This window comes from Scytonema sp. UIC 10036 (genome assembly GCF_009725235.1).
In genome coordinates this window covers 1-22,601 of the sequence record NZ_WJFC01000215.1, presented here as the reverse complement: position 1 = coordinate 22,601, position 22,601 = coordinate 1, and the positions used below count along the sequence as shown (strand labels likewise).

Genomic DNA, 22,601 nt, shown 5'->3' with positions numbered 1-22,601 from the left:
GTAGACCAAAGGCAGTATATATGGTAACCCAACTCGGTGCAGCCAAAAGAGTCAATGAACTGGTAATATCGTGGGAAGCGTTGCCCAAAGATTTTCAATTAGAGGATGAACCAGTGGAAAATACAGGTCAGCCACTGTTGGCTGGTGCGTTGCGAGAAAGTTTGGAAATCAGTGGTTTCATCCAAGAGAAAATGTTAATAGCTTCCAATTTTGGTCTGTGTGCGACACTCAACGGGGAATTGATAGTGAAAGCACCGGATTGGGTTTACGTCGCCTCGGTGAATGAAGTCATAGCAGAACGCAGAAGCTACACACCAAATTTAGAAGGAGAAGTCCCTGCGGTGGTGATGGAATTTTTATCCGAGACACAGGGAGAAGAATATTCGGTAAAGCGGACTTATCCACCGGGAAAATGGTTTTTTTACGAGCAAATTTTGCAGGTACCAGTGTATGTAATATTTGACCCGGATGGTGGGTTGTTGGAATATTATCAACTGGAAAATAGACGCTACGAATTGAAGCAACCAGACGAAAATGGTCGTCATTGGATAGATTCAGTCGGGTTATATTTGGGGACGTGGCAAGGAACAAAAGAAGCTAGAACAGGTTATTGGTTGCGGTGGTGGGATGGGGCAGGAAATTTGCTACCTTGGGCAGTAGAAGTAATTGAACAAGAACGTCAACGTGCCGAACAACAACAGCAACGTGCCGAACAACAACAGCAACGTGCCGAACAAGAACGTCAACGCGCCGAACAAGAACGTCAACGTGCCGAACAAGAACGGCAACGCGCCGAACAAGAACGTCAACGCGCCGAACAAGAACGTCAACGTGCTGAACAAGAACGTCAGCAAAAAGAACGGTTAATTGCTTATTTGCAATCTCAAGGTATCGATCCGAATAATTTGCCTACAGAATAGGGGAAATACTCATCGCTGCTCACTGGTTACTGGTCACTAATTACTCGTCATTGCTAAAGCGAGCGATTAAGTCTTGGCGTGATAACTGCACGAGTAATGGAGTAAATTCTTCTGGCGGCAAAGCTAATAATGGTTCAATAATTGTGGAAAGTTCTGCATCAAGAGTACCAAAGCGAACTCTCAATAAGTTTTCTACAACTTGCCTTCTTTCTTCAATTCGTCCTTGCTGTTGTCCTTCCTGTTTTGCCAGTTCACGATCTTGCTGGTAAAGTGGTGCTAATCTCATAATCAACTCCCGATCTTCTGGTTCTGAAATTGTCTGGGAAGCTAAATTCTGTCTCAAGGTGTACAACAATTCTAACGTTGCTTGACGAAACGGATGGGTGACGGGCAGCGCTTCTAATTCATCAATGGCTCGGCTTTGCACTCTGCCTCTACCCAACATTCTCGCAGCGTTTGTTGGGTAACGCGATCGCTCTACCCAACCTACAATTATCCTTAACTGAACCGTATTGGATTATGAATGAGTTTGCTGTTGTGCAGTCTAACCCTAGCTACAAGAATAGGTAATTTTAGAGTCGAAAGGGAGTAGTGGAAAATTTGAGAAAGTATCGCTTGTACCATCAGGGAGTGATGACAGAGCCAACCTTATCGCATAACTCTCGTCATGAGAAGAAGCACAATATTTGTGATGTTTTCTAACAGCTTAATTGCTACTCAAACAGTTCTCACAAAACCGGGTAGGTGGAGAAATCAAGCGTGACAAGTTGCACAATTTCTACTCTTACCCGGTTTTCAATACAACGACAGAATCACTATAACTGGTTCAATACTGCAAGGGTTCTCGAATTTTTGTAGGTTGGGCTTACCATAGAGATACCCAACAGATGCCTGTAAATGTTGGGTTTCGTTCCTCAACCCAACCTACATATTTTCGTATTTTTAAGTAAAACCTACGCAGTATTGATAACTAGTTACTGGTCACTGGTCACTGGTCACTGGTCACTGGTTTTAGGTTTCTTTACAGCGTTTGGTTTTTTCTTGCCATGGCTTGTATTAACATTTGTGGTAGCCAGGAAAGATAATAATATATTTGCTGTGTTTGGCTGTACAGTGTCAATAACTTTGCTTCTTTCCGGAAATTATCGGCTACAAGCGATTTCAGATTTTTTCCAATTTTATTTCCCGCTACAGTTGGAATTGAACCGCTCACAGAATAATGTCGTAAATGTGGGGGTAATTTCCAGTTAATTTTAGGGTCTGGCTGATGTATGACAGGCTCAACATTTCCCCGCCATGCAACTCCCATGATTTGCATAGTTTGATACACCATTGTGTTCCATCCTTTCTCTTTCAAGTAGTTCAATCCTTGACCGACATCGGGAGAGGCTAAATCGTGAAATAAAATTAAGGCATCTTCTTCTGCAACTTGTTCGCAAATTATGGCATCATTGAGGGGTGCTGGTGCTTCGTGATGACCGTCTATAAATATCAATGACCATTTCCGTTGCAATTGATTTGCTAACTCCTCTACTTTTTGAGGGCTATATCCTGGTATGAGATTGACAGATTCCTTTACCCCTGCCCGCTTCAATGAATCTGTAACGCTTTCCTGAAATAATTGTTGGGATAGCATGGGATCGATGACATCTAGCTCCACTCCAGCTAGAGCTAAATGACAAGCTGACCAACCCATCCAACAGCCTATTTCTAAAGCCTTTTTTCCTTTAAATTTTAAGGCTGTATTGTAAAGAATATGAGCTTCATCTCTGCTGACAAATCCTACCCCCTGCTGTCGCTTGTCAACGTACCAGTTATGAGCAATATTCCGGCGCAGGTAAAGCCAAAAAGAATCATATGGATTTCCCAAAATCATATTGGGAAAACATGAATCTGGTTGAATAATGGAAAATCCTGGTGAAACATAATCTCCCTCTGGCAATAGACCGCCTTCTATCACTTTTACTGTTTTTTCAATCATTGAGATTCCTTGTACTACTCAAACTGGTTAGGAGTCCACGGTTGTCCATCTAGTATCTAAGGCAGCTCTGACAAACAAAACGGGCAATACTCAGTATTTGGTCTCAGATACTGCCCTGCCCGCTTGTTCTTTCTAGTTTGGTTTCCAGTACTAGCATGGAAATCTTAGTTTTGTGCATTTGATTATACTATGAGTCTGTTCAAAAACTTCGTTATGGGCTGCTATGGTGTGAATTGTCAGATCGGTTTTGGGCTGTCTTGTCTGGGAGGTACGCCCTTTACCGCGCAGGGTGTGGTTCAAGATTTTTCTCTCAAGCTTCAGGTTGATGATATTTGGGCTTGCAGTCAGCAAGGCAGCATAAATAATTATGACTTGTTTGTAGTTGAGATACATACGCTAAAGCGCTACTACGAACAGAAGACAAGCATTTGGTTTTTTCTCGCTGGCTTACTGATGGGAAAAGCATTAGTGGCAAACACAACGCTATATCTACCTGTATCTGTTACTTCTAGTCGTTTTTAGGGCAGTCTGTAATTGTATACCCTATATTGGGAAGTTCATCAGATTAGGTAGAATATGTTATGCAACTGATTAGTTCGTTAAACATTAAAAATTCTGAGTATTTATCTAAAGACAGGCTTATCAGTTATCACCACCAGATGCGTCTGATATTCTCTCTTGGTCACCAAGTGAAGAACGTTCTGGAAATAGGAATTTTTAATTCTTTAATGACGCACCTACTGAAATCGAGCGGCTATAATGTTACGACTGCTGATATCGATCCCAACTTAAAGCCAGACTTGATTGTAGATTTGACAAGAGATTTTTCACTACCAAAAGATACCTTTGATGCAATTGTACTTTTTCAAGTTTTGGAACACTTGCCTTACGAGCAGTCAGAACAAGCCCTGCAAAAACTTGCAGAAGCAACAAAGAAATTTGTGATAATTTCTATTCCTTCTTGCACTCAATTTTTGGCTATTCAAGTAAGATTTGCCTACTTCCAACGACCAAGGCACTTGTTTATCAATATACCAAAGTTTTGGAGCACAAAGCCCATATGTAAGCAGCACTACTGGGAAATGGGTTTAAAAGGATACCCGAAAAAGCGGATTTTAAATTCGGTTGCTAAGGCTGGTTTAACCGTCAAGCATGAATTTGTCGATCCTACCTATCCGTATCACTACTTTTTGGTACTGGAAAAAAATAGTAAGTAATACTTAGGCTGAATTCATCAAAACTGATGAGGAGTAGGGAAATCCGAATAAGCGCTTGGGGGCAAACAGTGCATAAAAAACATACTACCTCTTTTGGTATAGCTTTAAAATTCTAATTGTTAGAATGCCACATTCCCTGGTTTACCCCCCTAGATGCGGAGGACTAGGGTATGATGCCAAGTGCGATCGTTTAAATAATTGCATTGAAGATTACCAATCATGCTAGAACAAGGCACTATCAGTATTCATACTGAGAATATTTTCCCAATTATCAAAAAGTCTCTTTACTCCGATCACGAAATTTTCTTGAGGGAGTTAGTATCTAACGCTGTAGATGCTATCCAAAAACTGAAGATGGTATCCCGTGCAGGGGAGTATTCGGGGGAAATTGGCGAACCGGAGATTCAAATTGCCATCGACAAGGACAAAAAAACCTTATCCATCACCGATAACGGTATCGGGATGACGGCAGAGGAAGTTAAGAAGTACATCAACCAAGTTGCCTTCTCCAGTGCTGAGGAATTCATTCAGAAGTATGAAGGCAAATCAGACCAGCCAATTATCGGTCACTTTGGTCTTGGTTTCTACTCCTCCTTTATGGTGGCGCAGAAGGTAGAAATCGATACACTGTCTTATCAACAAGGGGCGCAGGCAGTCCACTGGAGTTGTGACGGTTCTCCACAGTTCACTTTGGACGATTCATCCCGTACAACTCTGGGTACAACCATAACTCTTACCTTGCAAGAGGAAGAACTGGAGTACTTAGAACCTGCTCGTGTTAAACAGCTGGTTAAAACTTACTGCGACTTCATGCCAGTACCCATCAAACTTGATGGTGAGGTCATCAACAAGCAAAGGGCAGTGTGGCGGGAGTCTCCCAGTAGTTTGAGTAAAGAAGATTATTTAGAGTTTTACCGCTATCTGTACCCTTTCCAAGAAGAACCGTTGCTCTGGGTGCATCTGAACACAGATTATCCTTTCATTATCAACGGTATTTTGTACTTCCCCAGAATGAAGCCGGACGTTGATGTGACGAAAGGGCAGATTAAGCTGTTCTGCAATCAAGTTTTTGTCAGCGACCACTGTGAAGAAATTATTCCACAGTTCTTGCTGCCAATGCGAGGTGTGATTGACAGTACTGATATTCCCTTGAACGTGTCGCGGAGCGCTTTGCAAACCGATCGCACCGTGCGGAAAATTGGCGATTATATTGCTAAGAAGGTGGGCGATCGTCTTAAGGAACTCTATCGCGACAATCGCGAACAGTACGTCAGTGCTTGGAAAGACTTAGGTACCTTCGTTAAATTCGGCGTTCTGAACGACGAGAAATTTAAGAAACAAGTGGAAGACATTATTGTTTTCCGCAGTACCTATCAACCAACCAGCAGCCAGCAGCCAGCCGCTAACCCAACAGTTGAAGTTGAGGTACAATCTCAAGAAGGTGACGTATGGCAAGACGTAACCCCCAGTTCTGAGTCTTCTGCCCCAACTTCCCAGTCACCCTACACTACCCTGAAAGAGTATCTGGAGCGCAACAAAGAACGTCACGAAAATCGTGTCTTCTACGCTACTGATGAAGCGTCGCAGGCAACATACATAGAACTGCATAAAAATCAAGGTTTGGAAGTCCTGTTTATGGACTCCTTCATTGACACCCACTTTATCAACTTCTTAGAGCGGGAATATAATGAAGTCAAATTTACACGGGTAGATTCTGACTTAGACAACACCTTGCTGGATAAAGAGAAAGATAAGGAGATTGTCGATCCAAAGACAAATAAAACTCGGAGTGAAACTGTCAAAGAGCTCTTCGAGAAAGCGCTTAACAAACCCAAGGTGAACATCCGCACCGAAGCTTTGAAAGCAGACGATCCCCAAGGGACACCACCAGCCATGGTGCTTTTGCCAGAAATTTTGCGCCGTTTGCGCGAGATGAATGCTCTGATGCAGCAACAGCAAGCAGAGTTTCCGGAAGACCATATTTTGCTAGTCAACACATCTCACCCACTGATTCAAAATTTGGCAAGTCTGAGTCAAAGCAGTATTATTCAAGGGGAAGGTGAATCACCTACCGGACAGCTTGTGAAGATGATTTGCCAACATATATACGATTTGGCACTCATGTCTCAGAAAGGTTTTGATGCTGAAGGAATGAAATCTTTTGTTGAGCGTTCTAACGAAGTGCTCACCAAGCTCACTCAAGAAGCAACAAAGTAGAAATTGATTCCTCTTGGTTTGTAGTTGCGCTTTAGCGCTAAAAAGATGTAAATCCCGATTTAGCATCAACAGAGGACAGTCCCTAGTTCCCAGGCTCAGCCTGGGAATACCTATTTAGAGGCTCAGCCTCCTTTGTTTGTACGAATCAATCACATATTAGCCCAAAAACCAGGACAAACTGCCACCCACTTAGCGAGCAATTCTATACAATAAGAGATCGTGTCCAAAAAAATCGGAGAACCTTGATATGTCTCGTCGCTGCGAATTAACTGGTAAGAAGGCAAACAACGCCTTCGCAATTTCCCACTCTCACCGTCGTACCAAACGCCTTCAGCAAGTTAACCTGCAAACCAAGCGTATTTGGTGGGAAGGAGGAAATCGTTGGGTGAAAATGCGTTTATCGACCACAGCCATCAAAACCCTCGATCTCAAAGGATTGGAAGCCATGGCGAAAGAAGCTGGTATTGACCTCAGCAAATACTAAGACAACTGATTGTTCCCATTCAACCTTTAATGTATCTTCCACAGCCTCCCCCCTTCGGGGAGGTTTTTAATATATTAATCTTGATTTTTGATAAACTGATATCTTATGTTACCAAGTGGGTAACATAAGCTTACTATCTAACATTATCTTCATGAAGTTCTTTGCTTTGAAACACATCTTTGCAAAGTTCATGTAAATCTATGGTGTTATTATTCTTTTTCAGCTATAAATTAAGTAATTCTAATGATATTAGTGTTATCTAAGAAGCTGAAAAAAAATACCATTCTTGAAGAAAATCGTTTGGTCCTGCTATAAACCTTGCATCATAGTTATGCAGGGTTAACAAGTGGTGTCAAGAACTTTATCTTTGCCTGCATATTTTTGTTAGGCGCAGTTCAACAATAGTAAACATTTTAAAGAAACCAGCATTAAATCTCTTAACAGGGAAGTGGCTATGAAGCGAAATAGCAAGTTAGTCAAGGCTACAAGAAATTTCTACCACAAGCTTTGCAGTTCCTCTCCATTAACAATTAAAGAGCAAAGTTTGTGGCTGCTGCGAGCTTTCTTAGTTACCAGGAAACAGCCCGACTGGGTAAATGCTGGTTTTGTGTTGCCAACAGTCGCAATGGTAGCTTTGGTTGTTGTGCTGCTGACAACGGCAATTTTATTCCGGTCTTTTGAACGGTCAAAAAATGCGAGTAATGTTCGAGTTAACGAGGCAGCTCTCAACGCTGCTGCACCTGCTATAGATAGAGTAAGAGCTAAGTTAGACGCTTTATTTAACGATCCAACATTACCAAGGGGAACACCTTCTGATAACGCTTTATACGATGCTCTTAAGAAAGACAAGTACAGACTTGGTGATGAAACGCGTTTAAAGTTGGCTTATAACTTTAACGGAACAGCAGGTATCCAAACACCTAGTACTCTAGAAGATGATGAAACTTTAAAAACTGTTTGGAGATTCCCTGTTGATACAGATAACAACGGAAAATACGATAGCTATACACTATATGGACTATACTTCCGCACACCAAGCAGAGATTCCTCCACGGGTAATTTTAATCGTAAACGAAATCCTCTAGAAGCTAGAACTCCACCAATGGACAATAGCTCAACCAACTCCCAATGTGCTAAAGCCGCAGGTTTTTCTAGCTTAGTGGGTAATTCTAGTTGGTACAAACTGCAATCTGGCAATTTAGGTAAAAGCTTTTTTGTTTACACCGTTAATGTACCAATTACTCCCTCAGAATATAGTAGCTTGCCTTCAACATCAACACTTCAATATGAACCTTCCCAATCCAATAGTGAAGCTTACAAAGGTAATAAAGGTTTTGTCGCACTAGAGTTTCAACAAGATCGTACTCGTATTCCCCTTGTGTACAACGCAGTTTGGTATGAGAACGATCTGGAAATCATAACTGGTGCTACAGCGCTAACCTTAAATGGAAGAATACACACAAATGGCAATTTACTAGTTGGTGTTACTGAAAATGCAGGTAATATGACCTTGCGGCAAGTCAGCAGTAAAACTTCCTGTTTCTATAACCAAGAAAATGGACAGATTACTGTGGGAGGAAATGTAGGAAATGGAAGCCTCGGACAAACTTCTGTTAAAGGAGTAACTGTTGATCTTTATAAAGGTTATGGTCAAGCTATCGGTACTACTGAAATTAATAGCACTAATAGATCGACAGATAGTGATGGTGGTGCTTCAATCGGATTCAATGATGCAGCGTTTAACCAACGCATTGCTGCAATGAAGACTTCTGCAATTAATTTATGCACAACTTGTCAGAGTTCAAGTACGGATACTATTGCCAAGTTCAAATCAGCCGTTTCAGGAGCCACATATTACCCGGCAGACGTGAGAAGTAATGTTGCTCAGAAAGTTCAAGATACTGATACTCTAGATGATGCCAAAAAAACTCTTTCTGAGGAAATAGAACTTTACTTAAAACAGCGTACTCGAAGAGTACCCTTTGCCGAAGTTTCAGACGTTACTGGTTCCGCTACTTTTGCAGGCTTTAACACTACGGATGGCTTAGAGATTCCACAAGCTTGGAGAGAGCCATTCAACTCTAGTAACCAATTAACTGGTATAACTTCAACAATCACGCTAGCAACACAACAACTTAATGCGGTCTTCCCAACTTTTCAAAAGAAAAGAGGTCTTCAGTTTTATTTAGGCGATCGCGTTTTCATTGGTAACAACCTACCTGCTAAATGGAAACAGACTGACGGCAAATATGTTGGTTCAGAGGCTAACCAATACATAAAAAATAGTAGTGGTACTGCAATCAAATGGACAGAACCACCATCGCCAGAACCTCAGCAGAATGAATCAAGATGGCGCAACACTCAAATACAATCCATTGCTGACCTGGGTATAGCAGAACGGGGTAAATTCTGGGAAGAAAAAGCAGCAGAAAACCCTGCCAATCCCTTGGACAGTGTGGGAGGAGTGAGGATTGTGACTGGTGCAGGTATTTATGTTGATGGTCCTGGTGCTTCTAATTTAACAAATGGTCCATTTTATGGTCGCCAAGATTATTCATTTTTACCCGTTCCAAATGCTGCTGATAACACAGTTGTTTGGCCTGATGCTATGCCAATGAGTAGTCCTAATTCTACACTCAAAGGCGATATACTTATGCGGGCAACAGCAGTCTACCACTTCAAAATAGAATCTGGCATTGCCCAAACACCTGTTGCTTGTGTTAGTAGCTACTTTGACCCTACTGATGCCACAACTGCTAAAAATAGAGTCAATGTTAATGGTGGATATGGGATCGATACAGCCAATGGTCGGTCAAACAACGGTGTTGTTTATGATTACCCATCAGGTGGAAGAAGTACGTTTTTTGGAACTAACAAAGCTCGTCTTGTACGACAAGGAAATTTAAAGTATCCAAACGGGCGTTGGGTTAATAAGCCTTTGAAAGATGCTCTTGACAAAATTGGCACTGGTTCTTCAGTTCCCAATACAGGTTTAGAATTTGCTCACTATTCAGCAATTGATACAGCACTTTGTGCCATTTCTATTCTTGGTGGTGCCTCCCCAGCAACCACTCTAACAAACAAGCCTCCTCATGCTGCAATCAGGGAAGCATCATTTGTAGACGGTAGAGAAGTGAAACAAATTAGTCCGTTAGATACCTCAACGAGCACTTCTACCACTGACACAACAACAACATATGACCTAGATTTAGAGCAGCGCCAACCTTTGGAAGTCAGAGTAACAGACATTGATTTGGATCAACTAGCTAGAACACCAATTACACAAAGTGGCAGTACAACCGATTACTTTTTGCCATATAGCGGTATTATTTATGCCACTCGGGATGATGGATTGCGGGATGAAAGTACTCCAGGTTCAGAATCACAATTACTAAGCCCAACAGATTTTAGGATTGACCCCACTCGTCGTCCCAATGGTATTCGCCTCATCAATGGTGCAACATTAGCAAGAGACCCTGGTACTAATCAAAATCGGTACGAGCCTAAAGAAAAAGGTCTGATTTTAGCAACGGATTTGCCTGCATATATTAAAGGTACTTTTAACTTACACCGTACAAGTACTACGAGCACTACAGAAATTGAAGAATTTACACAAACAGAAACAAGTACGCCCCCTACTCCTTTCTACGATCGCAGTGCTCCTGAGACAAAATTTGCTTGTCGTATTAATAGGGCTGGCTGTTCCAATGCTGTGGGCGAAGGTGACTACTGGCGACCTGCGACTATCATCGCTGATGCTATGACGCTTTTGTCAAATACTTTTCAAGAAGGTTTTCGGTCTCAAGGAGACTATGACCTAAATAACAACACTGGTATTCCCCTGGAGAGTAACTTAGTTCCTTCTAATTTAAATAACTTATCCTCAACTAACTTAACTACTGCCTTACCAGCAGGGTTAGATACCAGAAGAAGAGCCCGTCTCAAAAATGGCTTTTGGGAAAACAACTATGTTACTAGTGCAAATTGGTGGCAAACAACTGGTAATAAAAATTTTCCCCTGGCAAATTCAGGCTCCTATCTTATGAATGGAGTTACACCAATTCAACGACGTATCGATAACAACCCTATGTACGTCATGGAGATTTGCCGTGAGAATGTAGTTGAGGAATGTACGTTTGATAAATGGTTCGTGGGGTTTGATGTCAATGGGGATGGAGATTTAGATGATACTGTTGATGGCATTGTTGAGAAAGATGTGAAGGCGAATCAGTTAGGAAAAGCCTTCATTGTCGCTAAAAAACCCAATTCCAGCACTAACTATGTTGATAGTAACAACATATTAAATAAGGACGACAACCCGTCAGGAAATTGGAATACTCAATTCACCAGTTACAATAGCCCCGGTAATAAGAGCATCAGACAAAGACTTGGAGCCGGGGATACAGGTAGTATAGCTTTGGTTACAACAGATCGACGCTATCCCCGTCGAGTTGCCTTTGCCCGTAACGCAACTAATCAGCTAGTTGAATCTAGTTCTGGTGTATACAAACCTATTGGAGTAGGTTGTCCCTTAGATACAACAGGCACAACTTTTAACAATAATGGATGTACTTATACAACAAGTAGTACTCGCAATCCTGGTGAGCACTATGGAATTACAGGTGAGAGTGCTCTATTGTTTAGGACAACAAGTTCTGGTACCAATCCCAGTACTAATGCTACTCTCAGAAATGACCAATCGCTATTTTATTACCCTCCTATTGATGCTGATGGTAATGGTAGCCCCGATTTAGATGGGCAACCACTCCTAGTACCAGTTTTACAGATTCATGATGCGAATGCTACATTTTCATCTGGAGTAGTCTCTTTAAGACAAGACCAAGTATCTCGCCTTCAAGATGACTTCAGAACTAGATGGACACAAGTAGCTACAACTGACACGACATTTAATGCAACGTTTGTAGTAGGAAACAGTCCCAGCAGACCAGCTGAAGTTTCGGCTGGTTTGCAAAACTTTGTCAGGTTTTTAGAAAATTGGAGGAACACAGATGTCAAAATCAGTGGTAGCTTTATTCAGCTAAAGCGGAGCGCCTTTGCTACAGCACCTCTCGCACCAATTTTTACAGACAGACAATCAACAGATAGCAATGCCAGTGAAACTAATAATCTCAGCATTTTTGACTTCTTGGTAGATTCTTACCCGACTCCAAACGTGAATGGTATTTCTCCTTTCTACACTCCACCAGATAGAAGATGGGGGTTTGATGTTGGGCTATTGTCTGAACAACCAGACTTGTTTGCTCAAAGATTTACTACACCTCCAACAAGTCGTCCAAATGAATTTTTTAGGGAAGTAGGTCGAGATGACCTTTGGGTTGAAACATTGCTTTGTGCTCGTAAAGCGAGTAACAAAACAGGAATTGTAGATAATACGACGCCCACAGTTACTTACAGCGATCGTGCAGTTCCTCAGGAGTACTACCCCAGTAGCTGTCAACCTAACATACCAAATAATTAAAAAATAGGTCTAAACATTAGGTGAACTGCCATGATGATAGGGAAAAATACCAGCAAAAGAACACCGCAAGGCATTTTGATACAAAGAATCGTAAAGCCTTTGATCCAAGCTAACCAAGCAGGATTCACAATCATTGAATCTTTGATAGCACTTATCGTAGTGAGCGCTTTGCTAGCGGCGATCGCACCAGTTATTACCCTGTCAGTGGCAACGCGTGTTCAATCTCGACGAGTGGAGCTAGCAAGCCGAGCTGCCAAAACTTACATCGATGGGGTGAGAACAAAACAAATTCTAGCCCCAGCTCCCCCAAGCAGTACTACTACACTATCGGATTTTAGCGCACCGACAGCATTAGGAAGCTTTAGCTGTACTGCAAACTCCTACTGTACAAACACAGCAACAGCATCAACTCCACCAACTAATTTATACTGTGTTGATTTTGATGGCTCCGGTATATGTGAAGGAACTAGTACCACAGATATGGTTGTGCAAGCTTTTCGTCCAAACAACAATGATCCTACTATGGGCTACTCTTTGGGGGTGCGAGTTTATAGAGCAGATGCATTTAGGCTAAACACAACTTTGCTTAAAAATACTTCCACAACCAAAGTAACACAAAATCCTTTCACTGGAGGTGCAGGTAAACGCTCTGCTCCTTTGGTGGAAATGACAACAGAGATTAACGATGCTGTACCTAAGTATGGTGACCTTTGTAGTCGTCTTGGTGGTTGCAATTAAATGTTGAATTGGAGAGGAACTTTATCTAAAAAAAGGAACCGCAGTATGAAGACTTTATTGAGATTCATCTTGAGCACTCAATTCAAATGCGCCAAAGTAAACAAAAAAATAAGCGGTTTTACTCTGATTGAACTTTTAGTCGCTATGATCCTTGCAGCGCTCGTCATCACACCTTTAATGGCGTTTATGATTAATGTTATGGATAGCGAGCGTAAAGAACAAGCAAAAGTGACCACTGAGCAAGAAATACAAGCCGCCCTTGATTACATAGCTCGTGACTTACAGCAAGCAGTTTACATTTACGATGCAGATGGAGTGACAAGGAACAACAATAGTTCAAATACTTCCTTGTCAGGAATTCAAGATCAAATACCACCAGTCAAGTCTACTACTGGTTGTAGCCCTACTAGTGCTACCAATACAAGTGTTTGTACACCCGTACTTGTTTTTTGGAAGCGAGAGTTTTTAGCCAATAGTGTTGGAGTCACAGCAGCCACTCAAACTACACAAGAAACAACAGATGATGGCTTTGCTTATTCATTAGTAGCATATTACTTGATTACTAACCCCAGTTCAACTTCTCCTTGGTCTCCTGCTGCAAGGATTGCTAGATTCCGAATTCGAGGAGCAGTAAACGCCGCACTTGCTAACTCAACAGGAAATGATAGTAGCAAAAGCACAGGTTTTAAGCCACCACCATTAGATCTTAATATTAGTGGTGCTGAGCTCAAAGACAAGATGAACCAGTGGAAAACTGGATTAGCTGCTGGTGCTAGTTACGATCAACCTGCATTGACTTTAGTAGATTACGTAAGCACTACTGGACCTGCGGTTACTTGCCCTACTGGTACACAGGGTATGGGAAGTAGCGGTTTTTATGCTTGTGTAAATGCTAGAGAGCTATTAGCAAGAGTGTACATAAGAGGTACTGCTATGGCTCGTCTCAATAATAATAATAGTGCTTCTTATACAAATAACACTTCTACTTATTTTCCTAGTGCCAGTATCCAGGTGCAAGGACGTGGATTTTTATCTCCTCAATAACCTTTACAAATGTAGTTAATAGATAAAAAAGTTGTATGTACAAAGTAGCTTTACTGTTGGTACTAGAGAAAATTACTAAAGAGCAGCAATATTTGAGATATAAATGTTGCCATATAAATAAACACCGCTACAGTGACGCTGGTTTCTCATTAGTAGAAGTCTTAGTAGCTGTGCTAATGATAGGAATTTTAGCTGCGATTGCAGCGCCAGGTTGGCTTGCCTTTGTGAATCGGCAAAGGGTTAATAAAGCTAATGATGCTATCTTAACAGCTATACAACAAGCTCAAAGAGAAGCTAAAAAGAATAAACGTACTTACAGCGTTAGTTTTAGAAATGACAATGGTATCCCTAAAGTAGCGATTTATTATAATACTAGTCCACCTGCAACTACCAATCCAATCTGGAAACCTTTAGGTGAGGATATGGCATTTAAATCAGGACAAGTTTTGCTATATTCCAATCTTGATTCCAGCACTTACAATAAACTAGTCTCCACTGGTAATGTGAACTACACTCCTTCATCAGGAACTAGTTCTCTTGGTACAATTACGTTTGATTACATGGGAGCTTTACTAGATGCAAGTGCTTTATCACAGCAGCTTGGTTTAAAAATTGCTGTAGCTACACCTAACTCCGGAAGTTACTCAGCAACTAATACACTGAAGCGGTGTGTCATTGTAGAAACTCTGCTTGGTGGAATGCGAACAGGAAAAAATAGTAACAACTGTAATTAAAGAACCGCTTTAGCAAAAAAATATAAAATTTTCAATAGAAATACGGAACCTGAAACTGCACCTTAAGCGCAAACTTAAAATATGAGATGCAGTTTCTAGGTTCTATATATGTATCTAACATCTTCAGTAGATCGCAAACTTTTGAAACCTCACGGAAAAATAAGGGTTTTAGCCCTCGCTCTTCAGGATCCCAACAGTTCTCTCTAAAGAGCGATCGCTATATAACAGCGATCGCTATTGGCTGAAATGCTGGCTAAAAGGTACTTTCCTAATGTTTGGGTGTGTTGCTGAAATGGGCTATGTGACAGCAGTTCTAAAAAACTTTGCCATCTACTGATCTTAGTAACATTTGAGCTTCAAACCTGTAGGGCTGTTGCTTTTACTTATATGTAAGTAAATTAACGTATTTGCCAACATGGTACTTACCCGATTGATATAGAAATACTTTAAGGTTTCAACTATGACTGGGTGCCTTGAGTTTACTGTAGCTATTCCAACTTATAACGGTGAAAGTCGTTTGCCCGAGCTATTAGAACGACTGAGAAATCAACTCAATACCGAGGATATATCTTGGGAAATTATAGTTGTAGATAATAACAGCACTGATAATACTGCTACTGTTGTTAAAAATTATCAAGCTTCTTGGCAATGCTCGTATCCTATCAAGTACTGCTTTGAAGCACAACAGGGAGCCGCTTACGCTAGACAACGAGCAGTTGAAGAAGCTCAAGGTACTTTAATAGGTTTTCTTGATGACGACAATTACCCAGCATTAGATTGGGTAGCATCCGCTTATGCTTTTGGTCAAAACAACCCAAAAGCAGGAGCTTATGGTAGCCAGATTCATGGTGATTTTGAAGTTGAACCACCAGAAAATTTTGAGAAAATAGCTTGTTTTTTAGCCATTATTGAGAGGGGTATAAAACCTCATCGTTACGAACCTTATATGAAAGTTTTACCTCCTGGTGCTGGCTTAGTAGTCCGAAAAGAAGCTTGGTGTAAAACAGTTCCCAAACGTCTCGTGCTAAATAATAAGGGTAAAGAAGCTGGGTTAGCTAGTGAAGATTTAGAAGCCGTATTATATATTCAGTTGAGTGGTTGGGAAATTTGGTATAACCCAGAAATGCAAATTTATCATCAAATTCCAGCATGGCGATTGCAAAAAGAATATTTAATTCGTTTGTTTCGCTGTGTTGGCTTGAGTAAACATCACCTTCGTATGTTAAGAACGCAACCATGGAAAAGACCTTTAGCAAGCGTGGGATACTTAGTTAATGATTTACGCAAAATCATTACCCACTTGGTTAAATACCGAGGCGCAGTTCAAAGTAACTTAATTGCTGCCTGTGAAATGGAACTGTTAGTCAGCAGTTTGATCAGCCCTTTCTTTCTGTTGAAAACTAAACATTTTAATACTTATTTTAGTTCATCCAGGAGTGTTGGAAATATATGGAAAATTTTTCTTTAGACTTTACCGTAGCAATTCCTACATACAATGGAGAAAACCGCTTACCGAAAGTTCTGGAACGTTTGCAATCGCAAACAGGAGTAGAAAACATCAAGTGGGAAGTTATCGTCATTGACAATAATAGTAGCGATAAGACAGCAGAAGTCATTCGAGAGTACCAAAAAAGCTGGAATCATGATTTTCCATTGAAGTACTTCCTGGAAAGGAAACAAGGTATTACTTATGCAAGATTGCGAGCTATCTGCGAAGCCAAAGGACAACTGATTGGATTTATAGATGATGATATTCTTCCTACCTCAGATTGGGTAAAAGAAGCAGTCATTTTTGGTAAAGCTCACCCCCATGCTGGTGCATGGGGAGGTCAAATTCATGGTGATTTTGAAATTGATCCTCCAGAAAAATTTGCAAGAATAAAAAGTTTTTTGGCTATTAGGGAACGGGGTTCACAACCACATTTATACGATCCAAACAATTTAAGCCTTCCTCCTGGTGCAGCACTAGTTTTTCGTCAAGAAGCTTGGCAGAAAAGTATTCCCATGGAACTCATTTTTAAGGGAAGGCTGGGGAAATTAAAGTTAGCAGGTGATGATTTTGAATTATTGCTTCACCTACATAAAGCAGGGTGGGAAATTTGGTACAACCCAGCCATGCATACTTATCATCAAATACCACAATGGCGGCTTGAAAGGAATTATTTAGTCACGTTAGCTCGTGGTTGTGGTCTTTGTGTTTGCCAGTTACGTTTTATTAATACAAATAATTGGGAAAAACCTGTAGTCTTTATCAAGATATTTTTAGGTAATTTGCGGAGAATACTACATCACTTATCAAATATAAGGGACAATATAAAATGATGTATTGAAAATTTTGAATTTGTATTTTATCTAAGTTGTATGCTCAGCCCTTTCTATACTTTAACAACTTATATAAGGCAATTATTAATCAATATTTTAAGCCCTAAATATGAATAATATTCAAAGCATACCTAAAATCTCTGTCATTAATACCTGCTTACAATAGTGCAAAAACAATTCTAGAAACTATTGAATCTATTTTAAAACAAACTTTTAATAATTTTGAAATTATTATCATCAATGATGGTTCGCAAGATTCTACTTTAGCTCTTATTTCAGAAGTTAAAGATGACCGAATAAAAGTATTCTCTTATCCTAATGCTGGTGCAAATGTAAGCCGTAATAGGGGGCTATACCGTGCAGTTGGAGATTATATTAGTTTTTTAGATGCAGATGACCTCTGGACACCAGACAAGCTAGAACTGCAATTGCAAGCTTTGCAAGAAAATGAAGATGCAATGGTTGCTTATAGTTGGACTGATTATATTGATGAAAAGAGTAAATTTTTACTTTCTGGAACTCACATCACTGAAAACAGTCATGTCTATGAAAAGCTGTTAGTGATTAATTTTTTAGAGAGTGGTTCTAATCCCTTAATTCGTAGAGAAGCTTTAATTAAATTAGGTGGATTTGACGAATCTCTAACTGCTGCTCAAGATTGGGATATGTGGTTGCGATTAGCCCATGATTACCAATTTGTGGCTGTACCGAAAGTACAAATTTTATACCGTAAAAGCGGTAACTCACTTTCCTCTAATCTTGCCAGACAAGAAAAAGCCTGCTTGTTAGTGCTTAATAAAGCCTATAGCAATAGTCCTGCTTCAGCACAGTCTCTTCGGAAACAGAGTCTAGCAAATCTCTATAAATATCTTAGTTGTAAAGCCCTAGAACAACCTTTTAATCGACATAAAGGTAAAGCTGCAGCTATATTTTTAATGAAGTATGTTATTAATAACTCCTCTAGGCTTAAGTATGCCAAAATGACGTTAGTAATGTTGCTTAAAATTATAATAATTATTCTCTTACCAGCATCTTTATCTACAGTAGTATTAAGAGGTATAAAGAGACAAACTACTTAATAAGTAACTGTAACAAATTCTACGGTTTTTTTTGTTTGTAGTTGCGCTTTAGCGCTAAATCCCACTAGCAAGACAATCACGAATGTGAATCAGATAAACACAACCATCTTTCATAAAGGAATAGCCTCCTTAAAGATTTTATCTTGAATTAAACAATATAAATAATTAGTAGTCACTACATCAACTTTACGATTCAAAAAACTTTCAAAATCCTGAATTAACCCAATAGGAAACCAAGCTGTAATTCGACTCATATCGTAATCAATCAAAAAATCAATATCACTTGTATCTGTTTCTTCGTCCCTAGCTACACTTCCAAAAATCAGGACATTATAAGCCCCATGTTTAGCGGCAATACTGATAATTTCTTCTCGTTTTTATTGAAGAACTTCTTTTAACTTCATATTGTAATTTATCTTAAAACACTACACTACATTATTTTAAACCATTGCCGGATATTTTTGGGTAGAAGGAGTTTTGCCTTAACCCACAGAAAAATCTGTACTGATTATCCGGAAACAAAAAAATATACCAGTAAGTACGAATAGGTACTTCCGGTAATTTTTTCATATCCAAATTAATGCAGGCACAGCGTTTCAAAAATTGCTCTAACAGTGGCTTCACAATGTTAGAGATTGTTGTCATTGTTTTAATAATTAGTCTACTAGCTGCGATCGCAGTTCCCAGTTGGCTAGCCTTTGTTGACATTCAACGGCTTAAAACTGCCCAAGGCGAAGCCTACCAAGCCATGCGCCAAGCACAAAGTCTAGCTACAAAGAACAAGTTAACTTGGCAAGTCAGTTTTCGTGACAATAATGGTATTGTGCAATGGACAGTTCATCAAGCCCAAGCTGACAAATTTCTCCCATATGCCATTAGTGTCAACGATAATTTATGGCACAACTTAGATATAAATATTCGTATTGATACGATAAAAAATAATAAAGGAAAATCCGAAACAACGTTACCACAAGACACTTCAACCCAAGCTTGGCGAGTCCTATTCAACTATCAAGGTTGTCCAATATATCAAGTTGGAGATGAATGCACTCAAACATCGCTGAGAACATTAGGACAAATAACTTTCTCTAGTAAAAATGGTGGGAAAGCCAAACGTTGCGTTTACATCTCTACAATATTAGGTGCCATGCGGACGGGGAAAGAGCACGATAAGGCTAACGACAACGGCAAATATTGCTATTAATTTCATTTTCCAGATAATATTCCCAAATATTTCTAATTATTAGTTGTCACAAGTGTAAAGAGGTAGCACACAACTTCTCTACACTTGTGAAATGGTTACCCATAACCGCTTCCTAAACAGTAATGTCACCTCATCCTTCACTTTTTAGGTGTTTGTAAACCCCGACGCTCAAGAATTCGCCGAACCTCTGGACTGGGAGTGTATTCATAACCATAAGAAGATCGCTCTGAGTCATCCATCACTTGGGGTGTGAGCAACACAATCACCTCATTACGCTGGTTAACTTTGTTGGTCTTTCTAAACAACGAGCCAAGGAGGGGAATGTCACCCAAGATAGGAACTTTAGATACCGTGACTCGATCTGATTCTTGAATAATCCCTGACAAGATTAGTGTCTGACCATCTCGCAGACGGATAGCGCCCGATCTCAAACTTCTTTGTGATAACAACGTAATTACACCATCAGGGCTTGATGTTGTTCCGTTTGGTGCAGACACAGTAGGTGCAACAGAGAGTGCAACAAAACCGTTATCATCTATCTTGTCAACTTTCACTGAAAGGGTTAAACCCGCATCCTTAATAATTGGTTCCCTAGTAGTTGCTGTTAATCTGATACCTCCATAGACTTGTGATGTCAAACTCACAACAGCCTCTTCTCCTTCTTGCACGGTGAGAGTCGGGTCAGTCAGAATCTTAGCATTACCGTTAGTGACTTGAGCCTGCAAACTAGCTAGCAAGCGTTTTGGGAATTGGAACAAAGACGGGAGAGCAGATGTGACTGTACCATTAGTACCTGGTGAGACACTTATCTTACCATCTGCATCTATAGTGATTACATCATTCGTACCCCGTGTAATTTCTGTAAGACCAGGTTTTGTGGGGTCATTAGAAATTGGTGAAATTGGTTGATAAGTTGTGGCATCTCTGTTCGCCAATTGTTGAGAAGTGCCTGGTTGGACAGTCACTCCACCTATTCTGACTGGATTTGGCGACTGGTTGATAATTGTTGTACCCGAACCTCCTCCAGGAATCACCAGCTGATTGTTCGGATCGAGGAAAGGTGTACCTTTAATTGGGTTTTCAATAACAGGAGTACTAGTGACACTATTTGCTACTTCGCCACTAGTCGCAGGTCTGGAACCGCCAAAATTCAGTGCTGCTGCACCACCATCATTGACAAAAAAGTTATTGCCAATTCCAAAGGAGAAACTACTGTTAAAATCGTGAGTTCCCAAGAGGTTAACATCAATAACCTTAACATTGACTGCTACTTGACGGCGGCGAACATCCAGCTGAGTCAGCTGAGCCATTGCAACATCAATCAGCTTGGGAGATCCAATTAAGGTAATTGAATTAGTGCGTTGGTCGCCTGACGCCTGCAAACCCCGCAATAAAGGTGTTGAATCTTGAAACTCAGTCCGCAAAGTCTCCACTCTCAGTTCTGTCGTAGTCTGGCTTTGAGTCACTGCAGAATTGGCTGCGCCACCAACAGGAACAGCATTCACACTAGTGACCAATCGTTCGCGAGTAATTGCACTTTCTGCTCCTAAAGCAACCAAAAAACTCAAAGCAGTATCCACTTTGACTTGATTGAGACGAATATTTCGCATCACAATATCACGGGTGGCATTCGGCAATTTAGAACCGACAAAAACTGTACGTCCACTGCGATTTGCTTCCAAACCACTCAAGCGCAAGACATAGTTAAACACATCTTGCACTGGCTCATTTTCTATATCTAAGGAAATTGTAGGTCCTTCACTTCCCCCACCTTGACCTCCTCCTTGTTGTCCTTGTCCTCCAGCTGCATTTCCCGCAAAAGCTAAGTTAAGACCGGCAGCACGAGCAAGTAGAGACAACACTTCACGTACAGGAGCATCCCTCAACACCAGACGAGGGACCCGTTCTTGCGTTCCTAAATCAACGACGCTTGGAGAAGCATCCATGTTTGATATCGCAATATCTCCAACTGGTGGCGCAACGGCTCTTGGTAAGAAAGGAGGAGCTTGATTCAGACTTGGATCGACTCCAGATGCTGGTGCTGGTGTGCCATTCACAGTCACTTTTGGGTTGGGAACCAAAACCTCTGGCTGCTGATTTTGGCTGGGTGGAACTGAAATAGGAGTCGCCGCTTGTTCATTTGGCGTCTTGCTTGCTGTCTGTGCAGGCGCAGATTGGGGAGCCTGGGCCTGCGTTCCATCAGATGGTGTAAAGCTGAGGGTTATTTTGTCTTGCTTTCTCACCACAGGTTGGCTGGTGGGAGCGCCTTTACTCCCTGTGACAATCACCCGAATGCTATTGGCATCAAGCTGATTAATAGCAACTGAAGCAATTCCCGGTGCAGGATTGTCTTGGCGAAAGCTATTACCTTTAGATAAACGCAGTTGAGTATTAATAATATCTGCTACGAGGGTATTACCCCTTTGTGTTGTAAAAACCTGTGGGCGAGAGCCTGAGGAAGTTGTTAAAACAACATTCACTCCGCCGTCAGCAGGACTTAGTTTGACTCCAGTAATTTGAGTAACTTGTGCCATTACTGGCTGAGCCGCCACCATCACAATTGCGGCAACACCAAATGCTAAACCATTACCGTGAAGCTGTTTCACAGTTCATTCCTCACATTAAAAACTATTTATTTCAGTGACCAGCGCTCGGTGACCAGTGACCGATGACGTATATTGTAGATGCACCTAAATTTGTTGATTGCAAAAACTAATTTGTTTCATTATTCAAATTACCATTCCTTACTTTTAAGTATTTAGATTAACTGGTCACCGATCGCCGATCGCTGGTCAGGTGATTACCTTTATATATTTCCCGGAAAATTTAGAAAATTAACAGTTTTTTTGCTTTCGGGATTGTTACATTTAGTTTCTCATGAAGCTATTTGAAATTGTGCCGTAGAATTACTGAAGAATAGGGGGTAGGGGGTAGGGAAGAGGGGTTTTTATTACTCTATTGTGGGCGATAAGCTGGGTACAGCTTGCGCCGAAGCGATCGCGAATTTGTAGGTAGAGCTAAAGCCCACCATTTGTTGTTCGTGGGCAATGCCCTACTAACCCTGTCAAGGTGGATAAAAACTTCAGGTGCTCAATGCTATCTCACCTCTTACCTCTGTGTACTCTGCGCCTCTGCGGTTAAATAAATGACTTTTAAACCGCAGAGGCACAGAGAGCGCAGAG

The 22,601-nt window shown here is 40.8% G+C and carries 17 protein-coding genes; 13 read left to right on the top strand and 4 right to left on the bottom strand.

All coding sequences use genetic code 11. From position 1 onward, the window contains the following. The first annotated feature begins 20 nt into the window (after positions 1 to 20). Positions 21 to 920 carry a Uma2 family endonuclease gene (locus F7734_RS51350; protein ID WP_155751988.1) on the top strand — a complete coding sequence of 300 codons (900 nt, stop codon included), beginning with the start codon at positions 21 to 23 and terminating at the stop codon, positions 918 to 920. Positions 921 to 960: 40 nt separating this feature from the next. Here the strand turns inward: F7734_RS51350 and F7734_RS51345 are convergent, their stop codons facing one another. Both F7734_RS51345 and F7734_RS51340 read right to left on the bottom strand, forming a co-directional pair. Next, on the bottom strand, positions 961 to 1,347 hold the full coding sequence (locus F7734_RS51345) for a hypothetical protein (RefSeq protein WP_347566431.1): 387 nt from the start codon (positions 1,345 to 1,347) through the stop codon (positions 961 to 963). A gap of 594 nt (positions 1,348 to 1,941) precedes the next feature. Further along, a complete protein-coding gene (locus F7734_RS51340; RefSeq protein WP_155751987.1) occupies positions 1,942 to 2,901 on the bottom strand; it encodes a class I SAM-dependent methyltransferase in 960 nt (319 codons plus the stop codon). 189 nt (positions 2,902 to 3,090) lie between these two features. Here F7734_RS51340 and F7734_RS51335 point away from each other — a divergent pair, with 189 nt between their 5' ends. The 11 genes from F7734_RS51335 to F7734_RS51285 all read left to right on the top strand — a co-directional run bounded on the left by F7734_RS51335 (position 3,091) and on the right by F7734_RS51285 (position 18,215). Then, entirely contained in the window at positions 3,091 to 3,423 is a 333-nt protein-coding gene (locus F7734_RS51335) for a hypothetical protein (protein WP_155751986.1), read from the top strand. Between the two features lie 59 nt (positions 3,424 to 3,482). After that, positions 3,483 to 4,118, top strand: a complete 636-nt coding sequence (locus F7734_RS51330) for a methyltransferase domain-containing protein (protein WP_155751985.1) — start codon at positions 3,483 to 3,485, stop codon at positions 4,116 to 4,118. A gap of 219 nt (positions 4,119 to 4,337) precedes the next feature. Continuing rightward, entirely contained in the window at positions 4,338 to 6,335 is a 1,998-nt protein-coding gene (gene htpG, locus F7734_RS51325) for a molecular chaperone HtpG (protein ID WP_155751984.1), read from the top strand. 247 nt (positions 6,336 to 6,582) lie between these two features. Beyond that, positions 6,583 to 6,819: a 50S ribosomal protein L28 gene (gene rpmB, locus F7734_RS51320; protein ID WP_155751983.1), complete on the top strand. Its 237-nt coding sequence runs from the start codon at positions 6,583 to 6,585 to the stop codon at positions 6,817 to 6,819. Positions 6,820 to 7,273: 454 nt separating this feature from the next. Continuing rightward, the gene (gene hpsA, locus F7734_RS51315) at positions 7,274 to 12,298 is read left to right on the top strand and encodes a hormogonium polysaccharide biosynthesis protein HpsA (protein WP_155751982.1); all 5,025 of its coding nucleotides are present in this window, start codon (positions 7,274 to 7,276) and stop codon (positions 12,296 to 12,298) included. A 30-nt stretch (positions 12,299 to 12,328) separates the two neighbouring features. Then, entirely contained in the window at positions 12,329 to 13,036 is a 708-nt protein-coding gene (hpsB, locus tag F7734_RS51310; protein ID WP_243147535.1) for a hormogonium polysaccharide secretion pseudopilin HpsB, read from the top strand. Between the two features lie 45 nt (positions 13,037 to 13,081). After that, entirely contained in the window at positions 13,082 to 14,080 is a 999-nt protein-coding gene (hpsC, locus tag F7734_RS51305) for a hormogonium polysaccharide secretion pseudopilin HpsC (RefSeq protein WP_155751981.1), read from the top strand. Positions 14,081 to 14,115: 35 nt separating this feature from the next. Continuing rightward, positions 14,116 to 14,814: a prepilin-type N-terminal cleavage/methylation domain-containing protein gene (locus F7734_RS51300; RefSeq protein WP_155751980.1), complete on the top strand. Its 699-nt coding sequence runs from the start codon at positions 14,116 to 14,118 to the stop codon at positions 14,812 to 14,814. Between the two features lie 460 nt (positions 14,815 to 15,274). Further along, positions 15,275 to 16,282 carry a hormogonium polysaccharide biosynthesis glycosyltransferase HpsE gene (gene hpsE, locus F7734_RS51295; RefSeq protein ID WP_155751979.1) on the top strand — a complete coding sequence of 336 codons (1,008 nt, stop codon included), beginning with the start codon at positions 15,275 to 15,277 and terminating at the stop codon, positions 16,280 to 16,282. After that, the gene (gene hpsE / locus F7734_RS51290) at positions 16,264 to 17,136 is read left to right on the top strand and encodes a hormogonium polysaccharide biosynthesis glycosyltransferase HpsE (protein ID WP_243147534.1); all 873 of its coding nucleotides are present in this window, start codon (positions 16,264 to 16,266) and stop codon (positions 17,134 to 17,136) included. Before hpsE (F7734_RS51295) ends, hpsE (F7734_RS51290) begins: the two co-directional genes overlap by 19 nt. Before the next feature lie 113 nt (positions 17,137 to 17,249). Beyond that, the gene (locus tag F7734_RS51285) at positions 17,250 to 18,215 is read left to right on the top strand and encodes a glycosyltransferase (protein WP_347566433.1); all 966 of its coding nucleotides are present in this window, start codon (positions 17,250 to 17,252) and stop codon (positions 18,213 to 18,215) included. A 110-nt stretch (positions 18,216 to 18,325) separates the two neighbouring features. On the opposite strand, the gene F7734_RS51280 is transcribed toward F7734_RS51285, so the two are convergent. Beyond that, the gene (locus tag F7734_RS51280; protein ID WP_347566432.1) at positions 18,326 to 18,577 is read right to left on the bottom strand and encodes a nucleotidyltransferase domain-containing protein; all 252 of its coding nucleotides are present in this window, start codon (positions 18,575 to 18,577) and stop codon (positions 18,326 to 18,328) included. A 218-nt stretch (positions 18,578 to 18,795) separates the two neighbouring features. On the opposite strand from F7734_RS51280, the gene F7734_RS51275 reads away from it, so the two are divergent. Then, the gene (locus tag F7734_RS51275) at positions 18,796 to 19,419 is read left to right on the top strand and encodes a type II secretion system protein (protein ID WP_155751977.1); all 624 of its coding nucleotides are present in this window, start codon (positions 18,796 to 18,798) and stop codon (positions 19,417 to 19,419) included. Positions 19,420 to 19,556: 137 nt separating this feature from the next. On the opposite strand, the gene F7734_RS51270 is transcribed toward F7734_RS51275, so the two are convergent. Further along, the gene (locus F7734_RS51270; RefSeq protein WP_166482677.1) at positions 19,557 to 22,025 is read right to left on the bottom strand and encodes an AMIN domain-containing protein; all 2,469 of its coding nucleotides are present in this window, start codon (positions 22,023 to 22,025) and stop codon (positions 19,557 to 19,559) included. Positions 22,026 to 22,601 lie beyond the last annotated feature (576 nt).